General features: G+C 61.1%; 21 protein-coding genes and 1 pseudogene. 15 read left to right on the forward strand and 7 right to left on the reverse strand.

From position 1 onward, the window contains the following. Nucleotides 1-40: 40 nt before the first annotated feature. On the reverse strand, nucleotides 41-1,219 hold the full coding sequence (locus AC1RT4_RS02960; RefSeq protein ID WP_493083426.1) for a hypothetical protein: 1,179 nt from the start codon (nucleotides 1,217-1,219) through the stop codon (nucleotides 41-43). A gap of 185 nt (nucleotides 1,220-1,404) precedes the next feature. On the opposite strand from AC1RT4_RS02960, the gene AC1RT4_RS02965 reads away from it, so the two are divergent. The 6 genes from AC1RT4_RS02965 (at nucleotide 1,405) to AC1RT4_RS02990 (ending at nucleotide 8,891) form a co-directional block, all read left to right on the forward strand. Further along, nucleotides 1,405-2,337, forward strand: coding sequence for a LysR substrate-binding domain-containing protein (locus AC1RT4_RS02965; protein WP_262193385.1), 933 nt, complete (start codon nucleotides 1,405-1,407; stop codon nucleotides 2,335-2,337). Nucleotides 2,338-2,444: 107 nt separating this feature from the next. Next, on the forward strand, nucleotides 2,445-3,869 hold the full coding sequence (aldA, locus tag AC1RT4_RS02970) for an aldehyde dehydrogenase (RefSeq protein WP_493084442.1): 1,425 nt from the start codon (nucleotides 2,445-2,447) through the stop codon (nucleotides 3,867-3,869). Between the two features lie 82 nt (nucleotides 3,870-3,951). Beyond that, nucleotides 3,952-5,271 (forward strand): MFS transporter, encoded by a 1,320-nt coding sequence (locus AC1RT4_RS02975; RefSeq protein ID WP_493083429.1) that lies wholly within the window; start codon nucleotides 3,952-3,954, stop codon nucleotides 5,269-5,271. A gap of 1 nt (nucleotide 5,272) precedes the next feature. Further along, entirely contained in the window at nucleotides 5,273-6,490 is a 1,218-nt protein-coding gene (locus AC1RT4_RS02980; protein WP_493083431.1) for a mandelate racemase/muconate lactonizing enzyme family protein, read from the forward strand. A 60-nt stretch (nucleotides 6,491-6,550) separates the two neighbouring features. Further along, complete coding sequence (locus tag AC1RT4_RS02985; protein WP_493083433.1) at nucleotides 6,551-8,164, forward strand: GMC family oxidoreductase; 1,614 nt, start codon at nucleotides 6,551-6,553, stop codon at nucleotides 8,162-8,164. A gap of 121 nt (nucleotides 8,165-8,285) precedes the next feature. Further along, a complete protein-coding gene (locus AC1RT4_RS02990) occupies nucleotides 8,286-8,891 on the forward strand; it encodes a DUF6338 family protein (RefSeq protein ID WP_493083435.1) in 606 nt (201 codons plus the stop codon). A gap of 142 nt (nucleotides 8,892-9,033) precedes the next feature. On the opposite strand, the gene AC1RT4_RS02995 is transcribed toward AC1RT4_RS02990, so the two are convergent. Further along, on the reverse strand, nucleotides 9,034-9,933 hold the full coding sequence (locus tag AC1RT4_RS02995) for a LysR family transcriptional regulator (RefSeq protein ID WP_064379392.1): 900 nt from the start codon (nucleotides 9,931-9,933) through the stop codon (nucleotides 9,034-9,036). Between the two features lie 121 nt (nucleotides 9,934-10,054). Between AC1RT4_RS02995 and AC1RT4_RS03000 the strand changes: the two genes are divergently transcribed. After that, entirely contained in the window at nucleotides 10,055-11,422 is a 1,368-nt protein-coding gene (locus AC1RT4_RS03000; RefSeq protein WP_493083437.1) for an MFS transporter, read from the forward strand. A 24-nt stretch (nucleotides 11,423-11,446) separates the two neighbouring features. After that, nucleotides 11,447-12,721, forward strand: coding sequence for a glucarate dehydratase family protein (locus tag AC1RT4_RS03005; protein WP_493083439.1), 1,275 nt, complete (start codon nucleotides 11,447-11,449; stop codon nucleotides 12,719-12,721). A 42-nt stretch (nucleotides 12,722-12,763) separates the two neighbouring features. Here the strand turns inward: AC1RT4_RS03005 and AC1RT4_RS03010 are convergent, their stop codons facing one another. Next, nucleotides 12,764-13,648: a LysR substrate-binding domain-containing protein gene (locus AC1RT4_RS03010; RefSeq protein ID WP_493083441.1), complete on the reverse strand. Its 885-nt coding sequence runs from the start codon at nucleotides 13,646-13,648 to the stop codon at nucleotides 12,764-12,766. A gap of 159 nt (nucleotides 13,649-13,807) precedes the next feature. Here AC1RT4_RS03010 and ydiJ point away from each other — a divergent pair, with 159 nt between their 5' ends. Then, nucleotides 13,808-16,837, forward strand: coding sequence for a D-2-hydroxyglutarate dehydrogenase YdiJ (gene ydiJ / locus AC1RT4_RS03015; protein WP_493083443.1), 3,030 nt, complete (start codon nucleotides 13,808-13,810; stop codon nucleotides 16,835-16,837). Between the two features lie 115 nt (nucleotides 16,838-16,952). Continuing rightward, complete coding sequence (locus tag AC1RT4_RS03020) at nucleotides 16,953-18,122, forward strand: acetyltransferase domain-containing protein (protein WP_493083445.1); 1,170 nt, start codon at nucleotides 16,953-16,955, stop codon at nucleotides 18,120-18,122. Between the two features lie 6 nt (nucleotides 18,123-18,128). Here the strand turns inward: AC1RT4_RS03020 and AC1RT4_RS03025 are convergent, their stop codons facing one another. After that, nucleotides 18,129-19,034, reverse strand: coding sequence for a LysR family transcriptional regulator (locus AC1RT4_RS03025; protein ID WP_493083447.1), 906 nt, complete (start codon nucleotides 19,032-19,034; stop codon nucleotides 18,129-18,131). Nucleotides 19,035-19,164: 130 nt separating this feature from the next. Here AC1RT4_RS03025 and AC1RT4_RS03030 point away from each other — a divergent pair, with 130 nt between their 5' ends. Next, entirely contained in the window at nucleotides 19,165-19,995 is an 831-nt protein-coding gene (locus AC1RT4_RS03030) for an oxidoreductase (RefSeq protein WP_085602985.1), read from the forward strand. Between the two features lie 55 nt (nucleotides 19,996-20,050). Here AC1RT4_RS03030 and AC1RT4_RS03035 read toward each other — a convergent pair whose 3' ends face one another. Continuing rightward, nucleotides 20,051-21,442: an aldehyde dehydrogenase family protein gene (locus tag AC1RT4_RS03035; protein WP_493083449.1), complete on the reverse strand. Its 1,392-nt coding sequence runs from the start codon at nucleotides 21,440-21,442 to the stop codon at nucleotides 20,051-20,053. A gap of 103 nt (nucleotides 21,443-21,545) precedes the next feature. On the opposite strand from AC1RT4_RS03035, the gene ptrR reads away from it, so the two are divergent. The 4 genes and pseudogenes from ptrR to AC1RT4_RS03055 all read left to right on the forward strand — a co-directional run bounded on the left by ptrR (nucleotide 21,546) and on the right by AC1RT4_RS03055 (nucleotide 24,436). After that, nucleotides 21,546-22,427, forward strand: a complete 882-nt coding sequence (gene ptrR / locus AC1RT4_RS03040; RefSeq protein WP_007950470.1) for a putrescine utilization regulator PtrR — start codon at nucleotides 21,546-21,548, stop codon at nucleotides 22,425-22,427. A gap of 88 nt (nucleotides 22,428-22,515) precedes the next feature. Further along, nucleotides 22,516-23,178 (forward strand): annotated as a pseudogene (locus tag AC1RT4_RS03045) (M24 family metallopeptidase). A gap of 113 nt (nucleotides 23,179-23,291) precedes the next feature. Beyond that, a complete protein-coding gene (locus tag AC1RT4_RS03050) occupies nucleotides 23,292-23,720 on the forward strand; it encodes a TOBE domain-containing protein (RefSeq protein WP_493083451.1) in 429 nt (142 codons plus the stop codon). 107 nt (nucleotides 23,721-23,827) lie between these two features. Continuing rightward, nucleotides 23,828-24,436: a nucleotidyltransferase domain-containing protein gene (locus AC1RT4_RS03055; RefSeq protein WP_493083453.1), complete on the forward strand. Its 609-nt coding sequence runs from the start codon at nucleotides 23,828-23,830 to the stop codon at nucleotides 24,434-24,436. A gap of 41 nt (nucleotides 24,437-24,477) precedes the next feature. On the opposite strand, the gene AC1RT4_RS03060 is transcribed toward AC1RT4_RS03055, so the two are convergent. Beyond that, a complete protein-coding gene (locus tag AC1RT4_RS03060; protein WP_493083455.1) occupies nucleotides 24,478-26,043 on the reverse strand; it encodes an aldehyde dehydrogenase (NADP(+)) in 1,566 nt (521 codons plus the stop codon). Further along, a complete protein-coding gene (locus AC1RT4_RS03065; protein WP_273897418.1) occupies nucleotides 26,040-26,678 on the reverse strand; it encodes a cysteine hydrolase family protein in 639 nt (212 codons plus the stop codon). The genes AC1RT4_RS03060 and AC1RT4_RS03065 overlap by 4 nt, the downstream gene beginning before the upstream one ends. Nucleotides 26,679-26,774: the final 96 nt, after the last annotated feature.

Consider the following 26,774-nt stretch of genomic DNA (forward strand, 5'->3'; position numbering starts at 1 on the left):
AGGAAAAAAAATCGCAGCCCTGGCTGCGATTTTTCGAACGTCAGAAGTAATACCCGACGTTCACATACAACTGGTTCTCCCACTGATCCAGCCCACCCGCGCCAAGGCTCTGGGTGTAGCTGCTGCCACCGATGTAGGGATCGTTCTTGCCGAACAGCCATTCCGTGGCAACCCACAATTTGCTGACGGAAAACGAGGTCCCAAGGATCATCCGTTCAGACGTCTTGAATCCGCTGGCAGATTTGTCGAACGCGCTGTAGTTGGCGTACAGCTTGATCCCGCTGACCTGATCGAACAGGTATTTGCCACCCACGTCGTAACTCAGATCAGCCACGTACAGATTGCCGCGACTGGCCACGTTGTAGGTGCCGTCGTAACCACCGAGGGTCACCAGTTCATCGGTGCCGGCGTTGCGTGGCGACATCTGCTGTCGCGCCGCCTGCAACTGCACGCCCCACGGGCCGTTCTTGCCGAGGTAATGCACGGCCACAGCGTTGCGTCGGCCGTCGTTGTCGGTGTCCTTGTTTTCGAGGGTCGAGGTCAGGCCGGAGATCCCGACTTCGGATTTCCACGACCCCAGATCCAGCGACCTGGCCACTCGCAGCACCACGGTGTTGCGTTCCTGGTTGTCACTGCCGTCGGCCACGTAACTGTCGGCGCCGGATACGACGCTGGAGTAGGTCACGCCTTTGCTGGTGCCTTTGCCTTGCCACGCCGGACGCAGGTAATAGCCGGCCTGAACGTTCCAGTCGCCGCTTTGCTGGATGTACTTGGCACCGACCTGTTGCACGTCTTCCAGGCCGATGACGTTGCCCAGGGTTTCGTAGAAGGTGCTGCCGAAGTACGGCTGCAAGCCGAACGGCACGGTGTTCAGGCCCACTTGCACTTGCTGGTCCGGGTTGAATTTGTAGCCGACCCACGCGAACTTGGCGAAGCGGATATCGCCGTAGTCCTTGGTGTACTGGTACGGGTAGGAGCGACCGTAGAAGCGGTATTGCGCTTCGCCGATCCAGGTGTCGGAGTTGTACTTGGCGCTGAGGAACACCGTGTCGAGACCAAACTTCTGAATGTCGCGATCCGGGTCCACGTCCCAACGGGCACGAATGGCGCCGCCAAGGTCGAGATTGTCGGTGACCTGGACCGCCATGGCCGGGGCGGCAATACTGCAGAACAGAGCGATGGAGGTAGTGCGCAGGCGCAAAGATGCAGGGAAGGGCATGGAGCGGCTCTCGATTGTTTTTATTAGAGATGCCGCGCAGTTTTGCGATCTGGGGGATGTTGAACAAACGATAAAAACGGTGGGGAAACCTGCATCGAATGCATGTTACTCAGAAAATCCTGTAGGACAATTCGCCAGCATCGTGGGATGCTTTGCACCTTGTCAGTGGTTTTCGAGTGCCTTGTATGAAACGCAAAATGCCCGGCCTGAATGCACTCAAAGCATTCGAAGTGGCCGGCAGCACCGGCAGCTTCACCCGCGCCGCCGAGTTGCTCAATGTCACCCAGAGCGCGGTCAGCCGTCAGGTGCGGCAGCTGGAAGAGCAGCTCGGCGAGAGTCTGCTGGAACGCCGTCATCACCATCTCGAACTGACCGGTGCCGGCAAGATTCTGCTGCGGGCACTGCATCAGTCGTTCGACAAGATCGAGCTGACCGTGCGCAGCATCCAGCAGAAAACCCACGCCAACCGTTTGCACATCAACGCGCCGCCGACCTTTACCAGCCGCTGGCTGATGCCACGTTTGGGGCGCTTGCGCGAGCAGCATCCGGAACTGGAACTGAGCATCACCACCCGTTTGCAGGACAGCCTGGCGGAAACCAGCACCCTCGATTGCGCGATACGTTTTGGCGACGGCGAGTGGGACGGGCTCGACAGTTCACTGCTGATACAGGAGCGGCACATCGCGGTGTGCGCGCCGACCCTGTATGCGCGGGAGGGCGGCGAGCAGGGCATCGACCTCAATCGCCTGACCCTGCTGCATGTGCTGGCTCGGGAGGATCAGCGTTACCTGACCTGGAAACACTGGCTCGACGCGGCACGGATCACGGGTGTCGATACCCAGGGCGGTTACGAATTCGACCTGCTGGACCTGGCGATTCAGGCGGCGGTCGATGGTCTGGGAATCACCATTGCCGACTGGCACATGGTCGCCTCGGAGCTGGCCAGCGGGCAGTTGACCCAGGTGCATAACGTCCACGTCGAAGGGCACCAGTCCTATTGGCTGGTGACCCGCCCGGAACAGACGCAGATGCCGCAATTGCAGGCCTTCAGTCAGTGGTTGCAGGAAGAGATCTGGCTGGCGCAGCGCCAGCTTGAGCCTTCGAAGGCGATTTTCTGAGTAACGTGCCTTTTTCGAATGTTTGATCGCCGGATAAATCGTTTGTTGAACCCGCTGTCGATGACAAGACTGGTGGCATCGATAAAAACAAACGATGGGCGATGCACATGCGAGTCGAGCGAAATTTTGTTAACGGCCACTTCATCGAGCCGGCCAGCGCGGCGCTGATCGCGGTCTACAACCCGGCCACCGAAGCGTTGATCGGCCAGGTGTCGGCCGCCACTGCCGAAGAGGCCGCGGCGGCAGTCGATGCCGCCGCCAAGGCGCAAAAGACCTGGGGCAAACTCACCAGCATCGAACGCGCCGAGCACCTGCGAGCGTTTGCGGCGGCCCTTGAAGATCGTGCCGAAGCCATCGGCGCCGCACTGGCCGCCGAGTCCGGCAAAAGCCATAGCGACGCCAGCAACGAAGCCCGTTATGCCGCGCAGATCACCCGTTACCACGCTGAATGGGCGCGCCGCATCGAAGGCGAGATCATTCCCAGCGACAGCCCCGACGAAAACCTGTTTCTGCACCGCGAGCCGATTGGCGTCGTCGCGTGCCTGATTCCGTTCAACTACCCGGTCTACACCCTGCTGCGCAAAATCGCGCCGGCGCTGATTGCCGGCAACACCGTGGTGGTGCGCCCGAGCAACAACACCCCGACGTCCGCGTTCGAAATCGCCAAAGCCGTGGAGCAATCGGGCATGCCGGCCGGTGTGATCAACATCCTGACCATGGATCACGCCACCGCCGCAGCCGTTTGCACCCATAAAGCCGTGGGCCTGATCACCCTGACCGGCAGCGTCAATGCCGGGCGCATCGTCCTCGACTACTGCAAGGCCAACATCGCCAAGCCGTCGCTGGAGCTGGGCGGCAAGACGCCGGCGATCATCGAAGCCGATGCCGATCTTGAAGCCGCCGCATGCGCAATCATCGCCTCCAAAACCACTCACTGCGGCCAGTTGTGCACGGCGGTGGAGCGGGTCTATGTGCAGGAAAGCGTCTATGACCATTTCCTCGCGCTGCTGAAAGCGAAAATCGCCGCCGTGAAGTTCGGCGACCGCGCCACAGACGCGAGCCTGATGGGGCCGCTGGTCAACGCCAGTTCGCAGAAGAACATCCACGCCATGGTCGAACGCGCCATTGCCGACGGCGCCGTCCTCGAAAGCGGCGGTGTGCTGCCTGAAGGTCCGGGACATTTCTACCCGCCAACCCTGCTGAGCGGATGCCGCCAGAACATGGAAATCGTCCAGGAAGAAATCTTTGGCCCGGTGCTTCCGGTGCTCAAGTACCGCGACATCGATGAAGCGCTGGCCATGGCCAACGACCATCAGTTCGGCCTGTCGTCGGTGCTGTACACCGAGAACTACCGCACCGCGCAGAAAGTCGCCAACGCCATCGAGGCCGGCGAGTTGTACGTCAATCGCACCCCCGCCGATCCGTATCAGGGCTACCACGCCGGCTGGAAACGTTCGGGCCTGGGCGGCGATGACGGCAAGCACGGCATGCTCGAATTCACCCAGACCCGACTCGTGGTCATGAAGTACTGATCCACCGCATCACGCCTCACGCTACACCTATAAAAACAATTATCAGGGGCGCCCGGAGCACGGGTCGCCCGAGGTCACTTCAATGTCCAAGCATGCATCCTCTGCTGCCGCTGTTCAGGGTTCCAACTCGGCTTCGAAAAGCCACAGCGACAAGGGAAGTCGCTATTTCCAACTGATGTTGCTGGTGCTCGCCGCCGGCGCGATCTACCCGATTCTGTACCTTCGCCAGGTCTATCAGACGACCATGCTCGAGGTGTTCCAGATCAACCACAGCGAGTTGGGTTATCTGTACTCGATGCTCGGGACGATTTTCCTGCTCAGCTACTTGCCGAGCGGTTGGCTGGCCGACCGTATCGCGCCGCGCTTCCTGATTTTCTTCTCGCTGGTGGCTACCGGCGCGCTGGGCCTTTGGTACTCGACCGCGCCGTCGATGACCGGGCTTATGATCATCTTCGGTTGCTGGGGTCTGACCACCGGCCTGACGTTCTGGGCCTCGGTGCTCAAGCGCGTGAAGATGATTGCCCATCACACCGAGCAGGGCCGCTTCTTCGGCATTCTTGATGGCGGTCGCGGGCTGGTCGAAGCACTGCTGGCAACGGTTGCGCTGGGGCTGTTCGCCTACGCCACCGAAACCCAAGGAGAGTCCACCGCCGAAGGTTTCAAACACGTGGTTTACCTCTACGCCTTCACCTGTATCGCCATCGGCTGTGTGCTGGTGCTGATCAAGGACCCGAAGTCGATGGAAGACACGCCGCCGGTGGAGAAGGGCAAGTTCAACCTGTTCACGGATCTGGCAACGTTGGTGAAGATCCCTGAACTGTGGCTGGTCACCGCGATCGTGTTCTGCGGTTATCACATCTTCTGGGCCACTTACAGCTTCTCGGACTACCTGCAAGGCAGCGGCCTGACCGCCGTCATGGCCGGCACCATCACCACCATCAAGTTGTGGATGCGCCCGATCGGCGGCATCGGCGGCGGCTGGCTGGGCGACAAGTTTTCGAACATCTCGGTGCTGATCGTCGCGCTGTTGCTGGCAAGTCTGGCGATTGTCGGGCTGATCGTGTTCCCGGCGCTCAACAGCATGGGGTTGCTGATCGCGACAGTGATTTTCATCGGCCTGATGACCTACGCGATTCGCGGTCTGTACTGGGCGATCCTCGACAGTTGCAACATTCCGCTGCGCATCACCGGACTGGCCATCGGCATCGTCTCGGTGGTCGGTTATATGCCGGATGCTTTTATCCCGTTGATCAACGGCTACCTCACTGAGCATTTCCCCGGCGCCCTCGGCTACAAACTCTATTTTGGCTACATCGCCGCTATCGGTCTGATCGGCACTCTGGCTGCCGTGACCCTGCGTGCCCGGATCAATCGCAAATCTTTGAAAAAGACAGGTGCCTGAGATGAAAATCGTCGCCCTTGAAACCCATATCGTCGCCGTACCGCCACCGCACATCGGCGGCATGTACTGGCTGTTCGTCAAGCTCAAGACCGAATGCGGCATCGAAGGCGTCGGCGAGATCTACGCCGCGACCTTCGGCCCCAAAGCCATGCTGCCGATCATCGAAGACGTGTTCGAGCGCTACCTGCTGAATCAGGACCCGCATCACATCGAGCGCTTCTTCCGTCAGGCCTATTCGAGCGGTTTCACCCAGCGTCCCGACCTGACCATGATGGGCGTGGTCAGCGGTCTGGAAATGGCTTGCTGGGACATCATCGGCAAGGCGGCGAACAAACCCGTCTATGAATTGCTCGGCGGCAAGGTTCACGAACGCCTGCGTTCTTACACCTATCTGTACCCGGTCAACAGCCGTGGCGAGTACGACTACGACGACCCGGATCTGGCCGCTGAATGCGCCGTTGAAAACATGAACAAAGGCTTCACCGCCGTGAAGTTCGACCCGGCCGGGCCATACACCGCGTACTCCGGACACCAGATCTCGCTGGAGGTGCTGGAGCGTTGCGAAACCTTCTGCCGCAAGATTCGCGAAGCAGTGGGCAACAAGTGCGATCTGCTGTTCGGCACCCACGGGCAAATGGTGCCGTCCTCGGCGATTCGCCTGGCCAAGCGCTTGGAGAAGTACGACCCGCTGTGGTTCGAAGAACCGGTGCCGCCGGGACAGGAAGAGGCCATGGCGCAAGTCGCCGCCAAGACCAGCATTCCGATTGCCACCGGTGAACGCCTGACCACCAAGTACGAGTTCTTCAAGCTGTTGCAGGCCGGCGGTGCGTCGATTCTGCAGATGAACGTGGCGCGCTGCGGCGGCCTGCTCGAAGGCAAGAAGATCGCCAGCATGGCCGAAGCCTATTACGCGCAAATCGCCCCGCATCTGTACAACGGGCCGATTGGTGCGGCGGCGAGTTTCCAGCTCGCGGCCTGCACGCCTAACTTCCTGATCCAGGAAAGCATCGAGACCTGGGGCGGCTTCCATGCCGAGGTCCTGAAAAAGCCGTTGCAGTGGGAGGACGGCTACATCATTCCGTCCACCGAGCCGGGCCTGGGCGTGGAGCTGAACATGGACGTGGTGCGCAAGCATTCGCCGTACACCGGTGAGCGCCTGCACCTGCAAATGGCCCCGACCCCGGCCGACGTCAAAGACACATCGCCGGCCAAGGGCTGACGGGATTTCCCCGCCCGGCAACGGGCGGGTTCGATAAAAAGACTTACGCGGTAACCGTGCATGACATACGACTACATCATCGCTGGCGCAGGCGCCGCTGGCTGCGTGCTGGCCAACCGGCTTTCGGCCTCGGGCCAATACACGGTGCTGCTGCTGGAAGCGGGCGGCAAGGACAGTTCCCTGTGGTTCAAGATCCCGGTCGGCTTCGCCAAAATGTATTACAACCCGACCTTCAACTGGATGTATTACAGCCAGCCGCAGAAACAGTTGGGCAATCGCGAAATCTACGCCCCGCGCGGCAAGGTCCAGGGCGGTTCGGGCTCGATCAACGCGATGATCTACGTGCGTGGTCAGGCCCATGATTTCAACGACTGGGCGGCCAACGGCAACGACGGTTGGGGCTTCAAGGATGTGCTGCCGTACTTCCGCAAACTGGAAAACCATCCGCTGGGCGACAGCGAATACCACGGCGGCAGCGGCCCGATCAGCATCACCCCGATGGCCGGCCAGACGCACCCGATCTGCGACGTGTTTCTCAAGGGCTGCGATGAGCTCGGCTACCCGCGCAGCGATGATTTCAACGGGCCGAAATTCGAAGGCGCGGGCATCTATGACGTCAACACCCGCAATGGTCAGCGCAGCTCCAGCAGCTTCGCCCATTTGCACCCGGCGCTGAGCCGGCCGAACCTGACGGTCGAGCATTACGCGCTGGTTGATCGAGTGCTGTTCGATGAAAGCCAGCAGCGCGCCACCGGAATTTCCATCACCCAGCATGGTGTGGCGCGGGCCTTCACGGCGCGCAAGGAAGTGATCCTGTGCGCCGGTGCGGTCGATACGCCGAAGATCCTGCAATTGTCCGGCGTGGCGGATCGTGCCTTGCTGGCCAAACATCAGATTCCCGTGGTCAAACACCTGCCGGCGGTGGGGCAGAACCTGCAGGATCACCTGTGCGTCAGCTACTACTACAAGGCCAATATCCCGACCCTGAACGATGAGCTGAGCTCGCTGTTCGGCCAGTTCAAACTCGGCGTGAAATACCTGCTGACCCGCAAGGGCGCGCTGGCGATGAGCGTCAATCAGGCCGGCGGATTCTTCCGTGGCAATTCGGAGCAGAGCCATCCGAACCTGCAGTTGTATTTCAACCCGCTGTCGTACCAGATTCCTAAAAACAACAAGGCCAGCCTCAAGCCCGAGCCTTACTCAGGCTTCCTGTTGTGCTTCAACCCGTGCCGCCCGACCAGTCGCGGGCATATCACGATTGCCTCGAAGAATCCTCGCGATGCAGCGCTGATCGACCCGAACTACCTGAGCACGCCAAAGGACATCGACGAGGTGATCCAGGGCAGTCGCCTGATGCGCAAGATCATGGGCGCTCCGTCGCTCAAGGGCATTACGGTCGATGAAGTTCTTCCGGGGCCGGCAGTGGAAAGCGACGAGCAGATGTTGCAGTACTTCCGTGACAACTGCGGCTCGATCTATCACCTGTGCGGCTCCTGCGCGATGGGTGCGGATGAGCAGACTTCGGTGGTCGACAAACGCCTCAAGGTGCACGGCCTCGACGGATTGCGGATCGTCGATGCGTCGATCTTCCCCAACGTGACGTCGGGCAACACCCACGCGGCGGTGCTGATGGTGGCGGAGAAGGGCGCGGATCTGATTCTGCAGGACGCGTAATGCGCCGTGACAGTTGATCGCGGGCGATTTTCCCGCGTGCACTAGGCTTTGAATGCCGGCCCATTACAGGCCGGCATTGCTGTTTCTGGAGGATTGTTTTTGATTCAAGGAGCGACCGGTCATGGATGATCTGGTGAAAGAAGTGATTCCGCTGTTGCAGTACCTGATCCCGGGGTTTGTCTCGGCCTGGATTTTCTACACCCTGACGGCGTTCAAGCGGCCGGATACGTTCGGGCAGATTGTGCAGGCGTTGATTTTCACGTTTGTGATTCACGGAATGGTGCTGGGGATTGGGGCGGTTTGTGTGTGGGTGGGGGAGAAGGGATTTTCTGTAGGAAGATGGGATGCGAAGGCGGAGGCGTGCTGGGCATTTTCTGCTTCGTTGCTGCTGGGGTTGATGGCTTGCTGTCTTGCAACCAATGGCAAATTGCATAGGTGGTTGCGCAGTAGAAACGTAACGAAACAATCTTCCTATCCCAGTGAATGGTTCTGCGCTTTCGCTCAATATGACCGATTCATCACCCTTCATCTGGAGGATGAAAGGCGCGTTCTAGGCTGGCCAGTCGAGTGGCCACCGGAGTCGAACACCGGGCAGTTTTTGATGAGGTTTCCACGCTGGCTCAACGAAGATGGCAAATTGGATCCTATTGGCGCCGAATTTTTGCTGATAGATTCCGCGAAGGTTAAATGGGTTGAATTCAGCCCGGCATCAGAGGGTTCATCATGACCGCCAGAGCACCGCAACCAATGCCACAACATCTGGAGCGACTTTTCGTTGGGCCCGACGGGAAGCTGTTGGAGAAACCATTGATCACGGGCCCAAAGGCACCCCCACCGCTGAAGTACCCCCCATCACCGCAAGCCCGCTACTAACCCCATCCATCCTTCACCGCCCGGCGAATGCCCTCCAGCAACATCGCAAACGCCGGGTTGTCGTTGTTCTCCCGCCAGATCAGATGCAGTTCGCTCTGCACCCCTTCGCCCAGATCGATCTCGCGAAACACCACATTCCTGAACACCACACTGGTCGCGCAACGCGGCACCAGCGCCAGGCCCATGCCCGCGTTGACCAGCGCCAGAATCGTCAGCGAAGACCCCAGCCACTGCACGTAATCCGGAGCGACCCGGGCCGAGCGCAGCATGCCAGTGAGCAATTCGTTGAACGGCGGATAGGCCGCGTGGGAATACATCAGGAACGGCTGTCCATCCAGATCTTTCACTGAAACGTCGTCAGCTTCGGCCAGTCGATGACCACTCGGCACCGCCAGTACAAACGGCTCGCGCACCAGGCATTCAGTGGCGTATCCCGGCTCGAGCAACGGTGCGCGGACGATGCCCAGGTCGATGCGGCGGGCGCGCAGGGCTTCGTGTTGCTGATAGGTGTTCATTTCGGTCAGGTCGATCTTCACCTGCGGCTGCTTGAGGCGCGCCTCGGCGATGACCTTGGGCAAGAACTCGTACACCGCGCTGCCGACAAAACTGATGTTCACCGAGCCGATATCGCCCTCGGCAAATCGCCGGGCAGTGACGGCGGCCTGTTGCGCGCGCTCCAGCAGATTCTGCGCCTCGATGAAAAACGCCCGGCCGGCAGCCGTAAGTGCCACGCTGCGTGTGCTGCGGGTAAACAGTTCGACGCCCAGATGATGTTCCAGCAACTGGATCTGCCGGCTCAGTGGCGGCTGGGTCATGTTCAACCGCTCGGCGGCACGGCGGAAGTTGAGTTCGGTGGCGACGGTGGTGAAGCAGCGCAGTTGGGTCAGTTCGAACATTGATCTAATCCAGGTATCAATCGAATGCCAAGTTAGATTAGACGGGATCAATTGCCCCGTCCATGATCGCTCTACGCCTGAACAGGCCATCCCTACAAAAACAAAGATCGGGAGTCGCCCCTTGAATACCCTCCAGAGTCCGCCGGACATCACGGTACTCGCCCGCGCCGCCGCCAAGGTCAAGCGCCATGTGCTGCCGTTGTTCGTGGTGATGTTCATCGTCAATTACATCGATCGGGTCAACATCGGCTTCGTGCGCAGTCATCTGGAAACCGATCTGGGTATCGGCGCCGCTGCCTATGGCCTTGGCGCCGGTCTGTTTTTCATCGGTTACGCCTTGTTTGAAGTACCGTCCAACATGCTCCTGCAACGCTACGGCGCCCGCGCCTGGCTGACGCGGATCATGTTCACCTGGGGCGCCGCCGCGATGGCCATGGCGTTCGTCAAAGGCGAAACCAGTTTCTACGTGTTGCGCTTCATTCTGGGCGCTGCCGAGGCCGGGTTCTTCCCGGGGATCATTTATTACTTCACCCAATGGCTGCCGGCCTCTGAGCGCGGCAAAACCATGGCAGTGTTCCTGAGCGGTTCGGCGATTGCTTCGGTGATATCCGGCCCGGTGTCCGGCGCGCTGTTGCATATCAGTGGTCTGGGCATGCACGGCTGGCAGTGGATGTTTCTGATCGAAGGCGCCGCGTCGGTGGTGCTTTGCGGGTTTGTCTGGTTCTGGCTGCAATCCCATCCGCGCCAGGCCAGGTGGCTGACCGAGGAGGAGCGTGAAGCGCTGGTGGCGGCAATCGCCGAGGAACAGCGCGCCCGCGAAGCGACCCACGTCGCCAGACCTTCGATGTTCAAACTGTTGGCGGACCGGCAGATCGCACTGTTCTGCTTCATCTACTTCTCCATCGCCCTGACCATCTACGGCGCCACCTTCTGGCTGCCGAGCATGATCAAGAAAATGGGCAACCTCGGCGACTTCCAGATCGGGCTGCTCAACTCGGTGCCGTGGATCATTTCCATCGTCGCGATGTACGGCTTTGCGGCGCTGGCCGGCAAGTGGAAATTCCAGCAGGCCTGGGTAGCGCTGACGCTGGTGATCGCCGCGTTCGGCATGTTCATGTCCACCACCGGCGGGCCGATTTTCGCCTTCGTCGCCATCTGTTTCGCGGCCATCGGCTTCAAGGCGGCCTCGGCGCTGTTCTGGCCGATCCCGCAAAGCTATCTGGATGCACGCATCGCGGCGGCGGTGATCGCGCTGATCAACTCCATCGGCAACCTCGGCGGCTTCGTTGCGCCGACCGCGTTCGGTTTTCTGGAGCAGACCACCGGCTCTATCGAGGGCGGTCTGTATGGCCTCGCCGCGACTTCGCTGGTGGCGGCAGTGGTGATCTTCTTCGCCCGCATGGCGCCCGGCGCCAAAGGCAAAGCCCCGGCAAAGCCTGAACCCGAAACCGCCGTTGCGCCGACGGCCAACCCGGTGGCGAGCCACTGATTCCGACTCAACAGGAGCGTCATTTTGAAAATCACTCGCGTAACCGTCACTCCGATCGCTTTCCGTGATCCGCCGCTGCTCAACGCCAGTGGCATCCACGAACCGTTCGCCCTGCGCTCAATCATCGAGATCGAGAGCGACAACGGCTACATCGGCCTCGGCGAAAGCTATGGCGATGCCCCGGCGCTGGCGATCCAGCAACAGTTGCAGTCGCAGTTGATTGGTCTCGATCCGTTCAACCTCAATCAGTTGCGTCGGATCGTTCAGGCCACGGTCGCTGCCAACAAACCGGCCACTCTGGCGGGGGCTGAACTCGCCCCCGGTTCCCACGCCAGCAAGGCCGTCAGCAACGCGTATTCGGCGTTCGAAGTGGCGTTTCTCGACCTGCAGGCTCGCTACCTGAACGTGCCGCTAGTGGATCTGCTGGGTGGTGCGGTGCGCGATGAGGTGCCGTTCAGCGCCTACCTGTTTTTCAAGTATGCGCAGCACGTCGATTCACCATACAAACCGGACAACTGGGGCGAGGCACTGAACGAACAGCAGATCGTCGCGCAGGCCGCGCGGATGATCGAGGCTTACGGCTTCAAGAGCATCAAGCTCAAGGCCGGCACGCTGCCGCCGGAGCACGAAGTGGCGTGCATCAAGGCGCTGAAAAAGGCCTTTCCCGGTTATCCGCTGCGCATCGATCCCAACGGCAACTGGTCGCTGGAAACCTCGATCCGCATGGCCGAGTTGCTGGGCGATGATCTGCAGTATTACGAAGATCCGACCCCGGGCCTCGACGGCATGGCCGAGCTGCACAAACGCACCGGGCTGCCGCTGGCGACCAACATGGTGGTCACCGATTTCGACGAGTTCCGCCGCAGCGTCGCGTTGAACAGCGTGCAGATTGTCCTCGCCGATCACCATTACTGGGGCGGTCTGCGCGACACCCAGACCCTGGCGAAAATGTGCGACACCTTCGGCCTCGGCGTGTCGATGCATTCCAACTCCCACCTGGGCATCAGCCTGATGGCGATGGCGCACGTGGCGGCGGCGGTGCCGAATCTGGATTACGCCTGCGACACCCATTACCCGTGGCAGGAACCGGATGAAGAAGTGATCAAGGGCGGCAAGCTGCCGATCGTCGATGGCTGCGTGAAGATCACGCGTGCACCGGGCCTGGGGCTGGAACTGGATCACGATCAACTGGGCAAGCTGCATGATCAGTACCTGACCTGCGGCATTCGTCAGCGCGATGATGTGCGGCAGATGCAGCGCTACAAACCTGACTGGAAAGCGCTGAAGCCGCGGTTCTGATCGAGCAAAGCCAGAGGGCGCCAAAAGGCGCCCTCTGTTGTTTCAGAGCGTACGCATCAGCCAGTCGCGAAACGCCTTCAGCGACGCCAGCGACTCATTGCGCGCCGGGTACACCAGGTAATAGCTGCGCCGGCTGCTGATCGGTTCGCCCAGTTGCAGCAGCTCGCCGTTATGCAACTCATCCTCCACCAGAATCCTCGGCACCAGGCCGATGCCGATATTGGCGCGCACCGCCTGGATCAGGTGCGAGGTCAACTCGAAACTCGGGCCGATGCGCATGCTGCGATGGGGCAGGGCGTGATGGCTGAACCACTCGGACCAGGCCTGAGCGTTGCTGCTGACGTTGAGCAGCAGCTGCCCGGCGATGTCCTTGTCGGCCGCACGGCGTTCGGCATCGGACAGCTGCGTGCTGGCGATCACTACCAGTTCTTCGGTGTGCAGGCGGTGGGCGGTCAGCCCCGGCCAGTCACCGCCACCGACGCAAATCGCCGCGTCGATTTCGCTGGTGTCGAAGTCGATGGTTTCGATGCGTGAATGCAGGTGCACCGTCATGCCCGGGTGCGCGGTGTAGAAGTCCTTCAAGCGCGGCAGCAGCCATTTCGAGCCGAAAGTTGGCAGTGTCGCCAGGCGCAAACTGTGAATGCCCGAGCCAAACGCCATGGCCTGCAACGTCGCGCTGCGTATCTGGCCGAGGGCCTCGGAGAGTTCGCGCTGATACAGGCGCCCGACGTCGGTAAGGATCACTCGCCGGCCTTCGCGGCTGAACAGGCGCATGCCGAGCATCTTTTCCAGAATCTGCACCTGCCGGCTGACCGCGCTTTGAGTCAGCGACAGTTCGTGGGCGGCGCGGGTGTAGCTTTCATGGCGTGCGGCGGCTTCAAACGCCAGCAGCAACGACATCGAGGGAGTGAGGGTTCGCGGATTCATTCGTTTTAGTCATGGATTGCGGGTCGATTTTACGGTTGTCCCGACATCGCTCTGCAATGAACATAAGGCCTATGAGATGGCGGGAGCGTGACGCAATCATTCATTGCGCACAACTGTTCACCGCCACACGGCCCGTTTTTGACCGAGATTGCCCTTCCGATGATTGCCCAGCTGTCGCCTTCCACCGCGTTGAACACCGACTACCAGCAGTTTCTTAAAGCCCTTGAAACCGGCGGTTTTCGTGGCGAAATCAGTGCCGACTACGCCAGCCGTGTGGTGCTGGCCACCGACAACTCGATCTATCAGCGCTTGCCGCAAGCGGCGGTGTTCCCGCGCGACGCCGATGACGTGGCGCTGCTGGCGCGTCTGATCGCCGAGCCGGCTTACCAGAAGGTGGTGATCACGCCTCGCGGCGGCGGCACCGGCACCAACGGCCAGTCGTTGACCGACGGCATCGTCGTCGACCTGTCGCGGCACATGAACCGCATCCTCGAAATCAACGTTGAACAGCGTTGGGTGCGGGTGCAGGCCGGTGTGGTGAAGGATCAACTGAACGCCGCGCTGAAATCCGCCGGGCTGTTTTTCGCCCCGGAACTGTCGACTTCGAACCGCGCCACCGTCGGCGGCATGATCAACACCGACGCCAGCGGCCAGGGTAGTTGCACCTACGGCAAGACCCGCGACCACGTGCTGGAGCTGCACATGGTCCTGCGCGGTGGTGAGCGCTTGCACGGCCGCCCGCTGGAAGAAAGCGAGCTGGCAGCGGAATGCGCCCGTGAGGGCCGGGCCGGCGAGGTGTACCGTTGCGCGCGGCAGATCATCGACGAGCAGGGCGAGCTGATCCGGGAAACCTTCCCCGATCTAAACCGCTGCCTGACCGGCTACGACCTGGCGCACCTGCGCGAGGCCGACAACCGTTTCAACCTCAACAGCGTGCTGTGCGGCGCTGAAGGTTCGCTGGGGTTTGTGGTCGAGGCCAAGCTCAACGTGTTGCGGATCCCCAAGCACACGATGCTGGTGAACATTCGCTACGCCGGCTTCATGGATGCCTTGCGCGATGCCCGGGCGTTGATGGCGCTCAAGCCGCTGTCGATCGAAACAGTGGACTCCAAAGTGCTGTTGCTGGCGATGCAGGACATCGTCTGGCATGGCGTCGCCGAGTATTTCCCGGAAAGCGCCGAGCGGCCGACGCTGGGGATCAACCTGGTTGAGTTCTGCGGCGACGATCCCGAGGAATTGCAAGGTCGGGTCGAGGCTTTCGTCCAGCACCTGGGCATCGACGCCACGGTCGAGCGCCTGGGCCACACGCTGGCCGTCGGGCATGCGGCGGTGAATCGCGTCTACGGCATGCGCAAACGGGCGGTGGGGTTGCTCGGCAACGTCGCCGGTGAAGCGCGACCGCAGCCGTTTGTCGAAGACACCGCCGTGCCGCCGCAGCACCTGGCCGAGTACATCGCCGAACTGCGCGACCTGCTCGACAGCCACCAATTGCAGTACGGCATGTTCGGCCACGTCGATGCCGGCGTGCTGCACGTGCGGCCGATTCTCGACATGAAGGATCCGCAACAAGCCGCACTGGTGCGCCCGGTGTCGGACGGCGTAGCCGCATTGACTCAGCGTTACGGCGGCCTGCTGTGGGGCGAACACGGCAAGGGCCTGCGCTCGGAATACGCGCCGGCCTTCTTCGGCGCGTTGTACCCGGCGCTGCAAGCCTTGAAGGCGGCGTTCGATCCGTTCAACCAGTTCAACCCCGGCAAGATCGCCACGCCGAATATTCCCGGCGCGGCGTTGCTGAAAATCGACGAAGTGACCCTGCGCGGCGAACTCGATCGGCAGATCGACGAAAAAGTCTGGCAGGACTACGGCGCGGCGATGCACTGCAACGGCAACGGCGCCTGCTACAACTTCGATCCCGACGACGCCATGTGCCCGTCGTGGAAAGCCACCCGCCAGCGCGCGCAGTCGCCCAAGGGCCGCGCCTCGCTGATTCGCGAATGGCTGCGGTTGCAGGGTGAGGCGGGTGTTGATGTGTTGTCCGACTCCAGCCGCCGTCCGCCGTTTTACAGCACATTGCTGCAGCGCTGGCGCAATAGCCGTGCGCAGGAACAGGACTTCTCCCACGAGGTGTACGACGCCATGGCCGGGTGCCTGGCGTGCAAGTCCTGCGCGGGGCAGTGCCCGGTGAAGGTCAACGTGCCGGACTTCCGCTCGCGGTTTCTCGAGCTGTACCACACCCGTTATCTGCGGCCCGCGCGGGATTATCTGATTGCCTCGCTGGAGTACACGATTCCGTACATGGCGCGGATTCCGTTGCTCTACAACGGCTTGATGGGCGCCTCGTTCAGCCGTCGCTTGATCGAGCGTCTTGGTGGCATGGTCGATGTGCCGTTGCTCAGCCGCTTCGATTTCCACGCGGCGATGCGTCGCTGGCAGGTTCAACCGGCGTCGGTCGACGTGTTGTCGACGCTGACCCAGGCGCAACGCGAACGCAGTGTGGTGCTGGTGCAGGATGCCTTCACCCGTTACTTCGAGGCGCCGTTGCTGGCGGATCTGATCGAGCTGATTTCGCGCCTCGGCTATCAGGTTTACCTGGCGCCTTTCAGTGCCAACGGCAAGCCGCTGCATGTGCAGGGTTTCCTCTCGGCGTTCAATCGCGCGGCGTTGCGCAATGCCGGGCAATTGCGCGCACTGGCCGAGATCGGCGTGCCGCTGGTGGGGCTTGACCCGGCGATGACTCTGGTCTATCGCCAGGAATATCTGAAAGTACCGGGGATGGAGAAATGCCCGGAGGTGGCGCTGGTGCAGGAGTGGTTGCTCAAGGTCATGCCGGAGCAAGTCTCTCAGCGTCGTGACGACACCTTTCGCCTGCTGGCGCACTGCACCGAAAAAACCAACGCCCCGGCCGCCACACGGCAGTGGGAACAGGTGTTCGAACGCGTCGGCCTGAAGCTGGCGACCCAGGCAACCGGGTGCTGCGGCATGTCCGGCACTTACGGACACGAAGCGCGCAATCGCGAAACCTCGGCGGTGATCTACGAGCAATCCTGGGCGAAGCAGATCGAGGCGCCAGCGGAGAAGGGCGAGGCGCTGGCCACCGGGTATTCCTGCCGCAGTCAGGTCAAGCGCCAGGCCGATCAACAGCTGCGCCATCCGTTGCAGGTCGTTCTGGAAACCTTGCGCACAGCGTGATCGCTGTTTGAGAACCGCTAGCGATTGGATCGGTTTTTCATGTTATAAGGTAACGCAAATTATGCGACCGCTTTCGGGCGGCCGCATCGATCAACCTTTCGATTGCGATACTTCCATGACGATTGCGGTTCCCCGTTCTGCCCCCTCGGCGACTGGCCGGTTGCTGTCCATTGATGCGCTGCGTGGCCTGGTCATTCTGTTCATGTTGCTGGACCACGTGCGCGAAACCTTTCTGTTGCATCGTCAGGTGTCCGACCCGATGGACATCGCCAACACCGAGCCGGCGCTGTTCTTCAGCCGTACCCTGGCGCATTTGTGCGCGCCGGTATTCGTGCTGCTGACCGGGTTGTCGGCGTGGTTGTTCGGCGAGAAGTACGACGGCAAGGCTGACGTCAGTGCCTTCCTGTTCAAGCGTGGGCTGTTTCTGGTCGCGCTCGAATTCACCCTGGTGAATTTTGCCTGGACGTTCCAGCTGCCGCCGACCGTGATCTACCTGCAAGTGATCTGGGCGATCGGCCTGAGCATGATCGCGCTGTCGCTGCTGGTCTGGCTGCCACGCTGGCTGCTGTTGACGCTGAGCCTGGCGATCATCGCCGGGCACAACCTGCTCGACGGACTGCACTTCGCAACCGAGTCGGCCCTGCACGTGCCATGGGCAATCCTGCATGACCGGGGCTGGATCGAGGCAGGCGAGACCTTGCGCCTGCGCACCTCGTATCCGTTGTTGCCGTGGATCGGCGTGATCGGTCTGGGTTACGCGCTCGGGCCGTGGTTTGCTCGTGCAGCCGATGCAGGTGTGCGCCAGCGCCGTTTGTTGATCGGTGGCCTCGCCGGGCTGCTGGGGTTCGTGGCACTGCGGTTGGTCAACGGTTATGGCGAGAAACCGTGGTCGATCAATGACAGCGGTCTGCAAACCCTGATGAGCTTTTTCAACATCACCAAATACCCGCCGTCGCTGTTGTTCATCACGTTGACGGTGAGTGTCGGGCTGTTGCTGTTGCTGGTGTTCGAGCGCGCGCAGGATCGGCGCTGGATTCGCTGGCTGACGGTGTTCGGTTCGGCGCCGATGTTTTTCTACCTGCTGCACCTGTATGCGCTGAAGGTGCTGTACCTGATCGGCGTGGCGCTGTTCGGGCTTAATCAGGGCACCTATTTCGGTTTCTCGTCGGTGACGGCGGTGTGGCTGGCGGCGGTGGTGCTGGCGGTCGCGTTGTTCCCGGCCGTGAGCTGGTTTTCGGCGTTGAAGGCCCGGCGCCGCGACATAACCTGGTTGAAATATCTGTAGAGCGACTCAGCCCGATTTGCCTTCGCGGGCATGGCGGGCGAAATCGATAAACGCCTTGAGCGGCGCCGGTACGTGGCGTCGGCTCGGGTAGTACAAATGCAGGCCGGGATAGAACGGACACCAGTCCGCCAGTACCTGTACCAGCCGTCCGCTCGCCAGGTGCTCACGGGCCATGTCCTCGAATACATAGGCCAGTCCCAAGCCCTGCAACGCCGGGCCGATCATCAGGCTGACATCGCCCAGGGTCAGGGGGCCGTTGACCTCGATTTCCTGTTCAATGCCACCGCGTTCGAATTCCCAGCGGTACATCGAACCGCTCGGGAACCGATGTCGGATGCAGGGAAGGGCATGCAAATCTTCAGGTTTTTGTGGCGCGGGATGTCGTTCGAAAAAGCCGGGCGAGCCGACCACCACCGAACGCAGATTCGGTCCGATGGGTAACGACACCATGTCAGCTTCCAGTCGGTTGCCGAAGCGTACACCTGCATCAAAACCGCCGGCGACGATATCCAGCAGCGCATCGCTTTCGACCACTTCCAGGCGGATGTCCGGATAGGCCTGCAAGAACTCGCTGGCAATCGGCAGCAGCACCAGTTCGCAGGCCTGGCGCCCGGAGGTAATGCGCAGATTGCCCGAGGGCTTGTCGCGAAAGTGATTGAGGTCTTCGAGTGCGTCGTCGATGTCGCGAAACGCCGGTTTCAGCCGCGCATACAGCCGTTCGCCAGCTTCGGTAAGCGCCACGCTGCGGGTGGTGCGATTGAACAGCCTCACGCCGAGGCGATTTTCCAGTGCTCGCAATGAATGGCTCAGCGCCGACGGTGTCAGGCCCAGATCCACTGCCGCACGGCTGAAATTCAGGTGCTGGGCAATGCAGAGAAAAATCGACAGATCCGCCGTGGACGGGTTTTTCATTTGTGAACACCTTTCACAAAGTCATGCAAATTTGTTGGGATTATCACATCAGTAGCACGGCTTTAAAGTCGACTCAACTCATCAAGAAGGCCCGGCAATCTCGCCAGGGTCACCGACAGGAGGAGTTGATATGCGTACCTGGCTGATTACCGGAGCTTCCCGTGGTTTTGGCACCCTTATCGCTGAACAGGCCCTGCGTGCCGGTGACGCGGTGATTGCCACCGCCCGCAACCCGCAAGACATCACCGACCGCCTAGGCGATCACCCGAACCTGCTGGCGGTGCGCCTCGATGTCACCCGCGAAGAAGAGGCCCACCAAGCGGTGGCAGCAGGCATCAAGCGCTTCGGCCGCATCGACGTGCTGATCAATAATGCCGGCTTCGGCGTGTTGGGTGCCGTCGAAGAAACCAGCGCCAGCGAAACCGAGCGCCTGTTCGCCACCAACGTGTTCGGCCTGCTCAACGTCACCCGCGCCGTGTTGCCGCACATGCGCGCCCAGCGCAGCGGACGGGTCATCAATATCTCGTCGATTGGCGGTTATCAGGCGTACATGGGCTGGGGCGTCTACGGCTCGACCAAGTTCGCGGTGGAAGGCATCAGCGAAGCGTTGCATCAGGAACTCGCGCCGCTGGGCATTCATGCCACGGTGGTCGAACCAGGCTTCTTCCGCACCGACTTCCTCGACGAACAATCGCTGATCAAGACCGCGCTGGTACTGCCGGACTACGACGAAACCGTTGGCAAGATGCGCACGTTTGCCGAAGCGGCCAACCATGCGCAACCGGGCGATCCGCTGAAGTTTGCCGAAGCGATGCTGGCGTTGGTCAACGCACCGAACCCGCCGCAGCGGCTGGCGCTGGGCAGCGACACGATTGCGCGGATCGAAGCGAAGAACCGCTTGGTGGCGCAGGAGTTGGCCGAGTGGAATGAGCTGGCGCTGTCCACGGATTTCAAGGACTGAAAGTGTTGGCGTAAAAAGAAACCGGGCCTGGCCCGGTTTCTTTTTGTTTGCTGACTCAGCGGCGATCCAGCCACACCGTCTGCGCATTGCAGAACTCGCGCACGCCGAAGTGCGACAGCTCGCGGCCGAAACCGCTTTTCTTCACGCCGCCGAAGGTCACGCGCGGGTCGCTGGCGGAGTAGCCGTTGATGAACACGCCGCCGGTTTCCAGTTCGCTGGTCAGTTGCTGGGCCAGGGCGACGTTGGCGGTGTAGATCGTGGCGGTCAGGCCGAACTCGCTGTCGTTGGCCAGGGCCACGGCGTGAGCGCAGTCGCGGGCAGTGATGATGGAGGCCACCGGGCCGAACAGTTCCTGCTTGAACGAAGTCATGCGGTCGGTGACGTCGGCCAGTACGGTCGGCTCGTAGTAGTTGCCCGGGCCTTGGGCCTTGCCGCCGCCGAGCAGCAGGGTGGCGCCTTCTTCCAGGGTGTCGCGTACTTGTTGATCGAGTTCGTCGCGCAGGTCGAAACGGGCCATCGGGCCGATGTAGTTATCGGCGGACAACGGATCGCCCATCTTCAACTGGCGGGTGGCTTCAACGAATTTGCGGGTGAACTCTTCGACCACGCCTTCTTCGATGATCAGGCGTTTGGCGGCGGCGCAGACTTGCCCTGAGTTCTGGTAACGACCGATGACTGCGGCTTGCACGGCTTTGTCGATATCGGCGTCGTTGAGCACGATGAACGGATCGGAACCGCCCAGTTCCAGCACGCATTTCTTCAGTGCGGCACCGGCCTGTGCGCCGATGGCCATGCCGGCACGGACGCTGCCGGTCAGGGTCACGGCGGCAATGCGCGGGTCAGCAATGGCGGTGGACACGCCTTCCGGAGTGACGTTGATCACTTCGAACACGCCATCGGCAAAACCGGCGCGGGTGAAGGCGTCGCGCAACAGATAGGCGCTGCCCATCACGTTCGGCGCATGCTTGAGCACGTAGGTGTTGCCGGCGATCAGCGCCGGGACGGCGCCGCGCAGCACTTGCCAGATCGGGAAGTTCCACGGCATCACGGCGAGGATCGGGCCGAGCGGACGGTACTCGATGCGCGCCTTGCCGCCTTCGACCAGCGTCGCTTCGGCGTTGAGCATGGCCGGGCCGTGTTCGGCGTACCACTCGCAGAGCTTGGCGCATTTCTCGATTTCGCCACGGGCCTGGGCGATCGGTTTGCCCATTTCCCGGGTGATCATGGTCGCCATGGCTTCGCTGCTGTCACGCAGAGCACCGGCCAGCGCCGTCAGGGTGCGGGAGCGATCCTGCAGCGGTTTGCGTTTCCACTTGTTGAAGCCGAACGCGGCGCGGGTCAGTGCAGCGTCGAGGGCTTCGGCGGATTCAAAAGCGTAGTGACCGATCTGCTCGCCGGTGGCGGGGTTGATCGAGATGGCGTGGGTCTGGCTGGAAATCGGGCTCATGGCATCGTCCTGCGAGGTCAGTGGATGCGCTCAGAGTAGGGTGGTGTTTGGTTTCTGGAAACTGAATAATAAAGAGCGTTTCTTTCACGATTGGAGAATGACTGTGGATCTGGTGCAACTGGAAATCTTCAAGGCCGTTGCCGAGCACGGCAGCATCAGTGCTGCGGCGGCGCAGATCCATCGCGTGCCGTCGAACCTGACGACCCGCATCAAGCAGTTGGAGGAAGACCTGGGCGTCGACCTGTTCATCCGCGAGAAAAGCCGCTTGCGCCTGTCGCCGGCCGGATGGAGTTTTCTTGAATACGCGCGGCGCATTCTCGATCTGGTGCAGGAAGCCCGCGCCACGGTGGCCGGCGAGGAACCGCAAGGCGCGTTCCCGTTGGGCTCGCTGGAAAGTACGGCGGCGGTGCGCATTCCCGGTTTGCTCGCGACCTATAACCAGCAACACCCGAAGGTCGATCTGGACCTGTCGACCGGGCCATCCGGGACGATGATCGACGGTGTGCTCTCCGGGCGCCTGGCGGCCGCGTTCGTCGACGGCCCGGTCCTGCACCCGGCGCTCGAGGGCATCCCGGCGTTCGAAGAGGAAATGGTCATCATCTCGCCGCTCCATCACGGGCCGATCCAGCGCGCTGCGGACGTGAACGGCGAGAACATCTATGCGTTCCGCTCGAACTGCTCCTATCGCCATCACTTCGAAAAATGGTTCAGCACCGACGCTGCCGTGCCCGGCAAGATTTTTGAAATGGAGTCCTATCACGGCATGCTCGCCTGCGTCAGCGCGGGCGCCGGTCTGGCATTGATGCCGCGCAGCATGCTGCAGAGCATGCCCGGTTGCGCGACGGTAAGTGTCTGGCCACTGGCGTCGGATTTTCGCTATCTGACGACGTGGCTGGTATGGCGGCGGGGTACGGTTTCGCGCAGTCTGAGCATGTTTGTGCGCTTGCTCGAGGAGCGCGGTGTGGTGCGCGCAGAAGAGAATTGACACGTTGTGTCATGGTTGTATCTTAGGCGTCCTGTTTCGCAATATAAAAAACTATACAGCGCAAGCGATTAGCCAGAAGGAATCAGCGATGACCACAGCCCTGAGCGGAAAAGAAGCGGTAGGTGAGCGTTTTGTGCTGGAAACCATGCGCCACGCCCAGCAGTTGACCTGGAAGGCCGTGGACGAGATCGCCAAGGTGATCAAACCGGGAATGCGCGAGTCGGAAGCCCATGCGCGAGGCAAAGAGATTCTCGTCGAACTGGGCATGGACCGGATCTGGCATCCGCTGCTGATCCGCTTCGGCGCCAACACGCTGAAGACCTTCAAGGAGCGTTCCGACGGCGATCCCGTTCTGGGCGAGAACGACATTTTCTTCATCGACATGGGCGTGGTCTGGGAAGGTCACGAAGGCGATGCCGGGGCGACGTTCGTTGCCGGTTCCGATCCGCAAATGGTCGCTTGTGCGGCGGCCTCCAAAGAACTCTTCGACAAGGTCGAAGCCTTCTGGCGTCAGGGCGTGACCGGTGTCTAGCTGTACCGTTACGCCACCGATCAGGCCGAAGCCATGGGCTGGAAACTGAACCTGGACATCAAGGGCCACCGGGTCAGCGATTTTCCTCATGCGATCTATCGCGGCGGCAATCTGGGGGATTTCGATCAGGCTCCGAATGCCGGTGTGTGGATTCTGGAAATCCAGATCGAACATGCTGAGCTTCCGTACGGTGCTTTCTATGAGGACTTGTTGATCTAGAGTCAGGAATCAATGTTGATTCAGGTGCAGCGCTATAGTTGTAACTACATAGCGCTTGCTCCGATGATGCAGCCCGTTTCCTAACTCAAAAGTCAAAAAAAAGGACGTCCATCATGAAAGTCAGTGCCCGCAATGTGTTCAAAGGTCAGGTCAGCCAGGTTCAGGAAGGCTCGGTCAATGCGGAAGTCGTCCTGACCCTGCCGGGCGGCGAGAAGCTGGTCGCGGTCGTGACCCTGGCCAGCCTCAAGAGCCTGGGCATCGCGGTGGGCAAAGAAGCCGTTGCTTTGGTCAAGGCGCCTTGGGTGATGCTGATGACCGAATCCAGCGACATTCGCCTGTCGGCCCGCAACTGCCTGCAAGGCAAGGTGCTGAGCGTGACTGATGGTGCGGTCAACGCTGAAGTGGTGATCGAGCTGGCTGGCGGTTCGAAGGTCTATTCGATCGTGACCCGCGATGCGGTGAGTGAACTGGGCCTGGCGGCGGGCGTCAGCGCGACAGCAGTGATCAAGGCTTCGCACATCATTCTGGGCGTGCCGGCCTGATCGAATCGCGGGATCAAAGGCTAAAAAAAGAAGTGCCGGGCTCAAGCGAGTCCGGCACTTTTTTTGTTTCAATGTCCGCATAAAGTCAGGGACATGGAGAACAGCAAATGACGGCTCAGGAACACCTACCGGATCAAGAGGCATGGAGCCCCTGGACACCCACCGATTTATTCAAGCGACTCGCACACATCGAGTGTCCTTGGTGCATCGTCGGCGGATGGGCACTTGATGTCTGGCAGGGACAGCAAACCCGAACGCATGAGGATCTTGAGTTCACCCTCCTGCGTGAAGATTTTCCGGTGTTTCGCGAGGCGCTGGGGGCTCTGGATTACTATGCGGTCAAGGGCGGTGTCTTTGAGCTGCTGGAGTCAAATCGCGAACCGGCTGCCGACATTTTTCAGATCTGGTGTTTTGACACCGTGGCACAAGCCTGGCGGGTCGACATGATGATCGAACCCGGAACGCCGGACAGGTGGGTTTACAAACGCGATACGTCGATCACAGGCGAACGCAGTGAAATGGTCTGCACGAACGATGCGGGTATTCCCTATCTCAGGCCCGCGGCCATTCTGTTGTTCAAGGCCAAACACCTCAGGGCAAAGGATCAAGCCGATTTCAATCTCACCTTGCCCAGGCTTTCGTCCGGGGAGCGGCAATGGTTGATGACGAATCTGGCCCTGTTACACCCGGGGCATGAATGGCTGGCGCGAATTTGAACCTGCGTCCCGGTTCGGTATTGCGCCGAACCGGGACGGGTTTATTGGCCATCGACAAGACGCGGTAGCTGCAGCGGATTACCGTCACGCAACACTTCCGGCAACAACGCATCGGGAAAGCCCTGATACGCCACCGGCCGCAAAAAGCGCTCGATCGAAGTCATGCCGACCGAGGTGAAGCGGCTGTCAGACGTAGCCGGGAACGGCCCCCCGTGTACGGTGGCGAAGGTCACTTCTTGCGGATGGGAGAAAGCGTTGACCACAATGCGTCCGGTGCGGCGTTCGAGGATCGGCATTAGACGCCGGGCCAGATCCAGATCGCGGTCTTCAAGGTGAATGGCTGCGCTCAGTTGACCCTTGAACGAACGGGCGACCGCCAGCAACTCTTCTTCATCGTTGACCGTTACCAACAACGCCGCCGGGCCGAACACTTCATGGGCCAGCGCCGGTTCGCTGAGCAGGCGCTGGCCGTCAACTTCCAGTAATGCCGAGCGGCCCTCAAACTGGCCATCCACCGGCGCGCCAACTGCCACCAGATTCGCCCCAACGCTCTCCATCGCCACCAGCCCTTTGACGTATGAACCGTGAATCCCCGGCGTCAGCATCGTGCGTGCTGGCACTTCACTGACGCGTTTGATCATGGCGCTGCGCAGCGCTTGCAGACCTTCACTCTCGACCGCGATCAGGATCGACGGACACAGACAGGCCTGCCCGACATTCACCAGCATCCGCTCGATAAAACCATCGCCGATCTCACCGCCACGTGCGGACAGCGCTGCGGGCAAAATGAACGTCGGGTTGACGCTGGTCATTTCGGTGAACACTGGAATCGGATCAGGCCGCAACTGCGCGCGGCGATAAAGCGCCATGCCGCCCACCTCTGAGCCGGTGAACGTCACCGCTTTAATCAAAGGATGATCAACCAGCGCCTCACCGATGGCATTGCCGCCACCGCGCACCATGGAGAAAACCCCTTCGTGCAAGCCATGCATCTGCACCGCTTTGCGGATAGCGCGAGCCTGAATTTCCGAGGCGCCGGGATGCGCGTTATGGGCCTTGAGAATCACTGTCGAACCGGCCGCGAGTGCCGATGCGGTGTCGCCGCCGGCCACCGAATAGGAGATCGGAAAGTTGCTCGCACCGAAGATCGCTACCGGGCCGATGGCGACTTTCTGCAGGCGATGATCCATCCGTGGTCGCGGCTGGCGATCAGGTTGCGCCGGGTCGATCGCCAGTTGCAGGAACCGACCCTTGCGCACCACGTCGGCGAACTGACGGAACTGAGTCGCGGCCCGGGCGGCTTCGCCTTCGAGCTGTGCCTGAGGCAGACCGGTTTCCAGCGCAGCGCGGGCGGCCAGTTCCTCGCGCACGGCGTCGAGGTTGTCGGCAATGCTTTCGAGAAACGCCGCACGTTCGGCCAGCGAAGTGTGGCTGTAGCTGTCGAAGGCCGCATCGGCGAGGGTTGCCGCCTGATCGACCTGCGCTGCACCGCCGAAGGCGAATTCCGGTTCGATCAGCGTGTTGGTTGCCGGATTCAGCGCCTTCATCGTGCCCTCGGTGGCGGGGACGTCAGCGGCGCCGATCAGCAGGTGGCCGGTCAGACTCATTTCGCGTCACCCTGCGACTGAAGGCTCGCGATCAGTTCGTCCGTGGTAGTGATGACATGGGCGAACGTCGGGCCGTTGAGTTCGTGGGCGGCGTGCATCATTTCCTCTTTGAACGCGGCGGTGGCATCGCGCACCAGCGTGACGTGATAGCCGAGTTCCGATGCGTAGCGGGCGGTGGCTTCGATGCAGGTGTTGGCCAGCAGGCCGACGATGATCACATGGGTGATGCCTTGCTGTTTCAGGCGAAAATCCAGGTCGGTATTGGCGAAACCGCTGGAGCCCCAGTGTTCCTGAACCACGATGTCGCCGTCCTTCGGTGCGAAATCCGGGTGCCATTCACCGCCCCATTCGCCGCGCGCGAAGTGGTGCATGTGCATGATCTTTTGTTGGGTCGGGGTTGGGTGATCCCAGTTCTCGTAGTCGCCTTTGACCCAGCGGTGATGCGGTACGATGACGACCGGAATCGGCAGGGCCCGCACGGCGCGATCGAGTTTGCGCAGGTTGTCGAGCAGACCGTTCTGCTCGGCCATCGGCTTGATCAGCGGAAAGATCTTGCCGCCGTCCGAGAGAAAATCGTTGTACGGATCGACCAGCAGGTAGGCGGTTCTGTCGAGTGGGTAGAGAGGTTTCGACATGACGATGTACTCCGGCAATGAGAGTGATCGATGCTCAGGGCTTGTTCCCGCATCGTGTTGATATGATAATCATAGTAACTGTGAAAGAGGCAAGCC

This window comes from Pseudomonas sp. GW821-FHT11D10, from assembly GCF_058808435.1.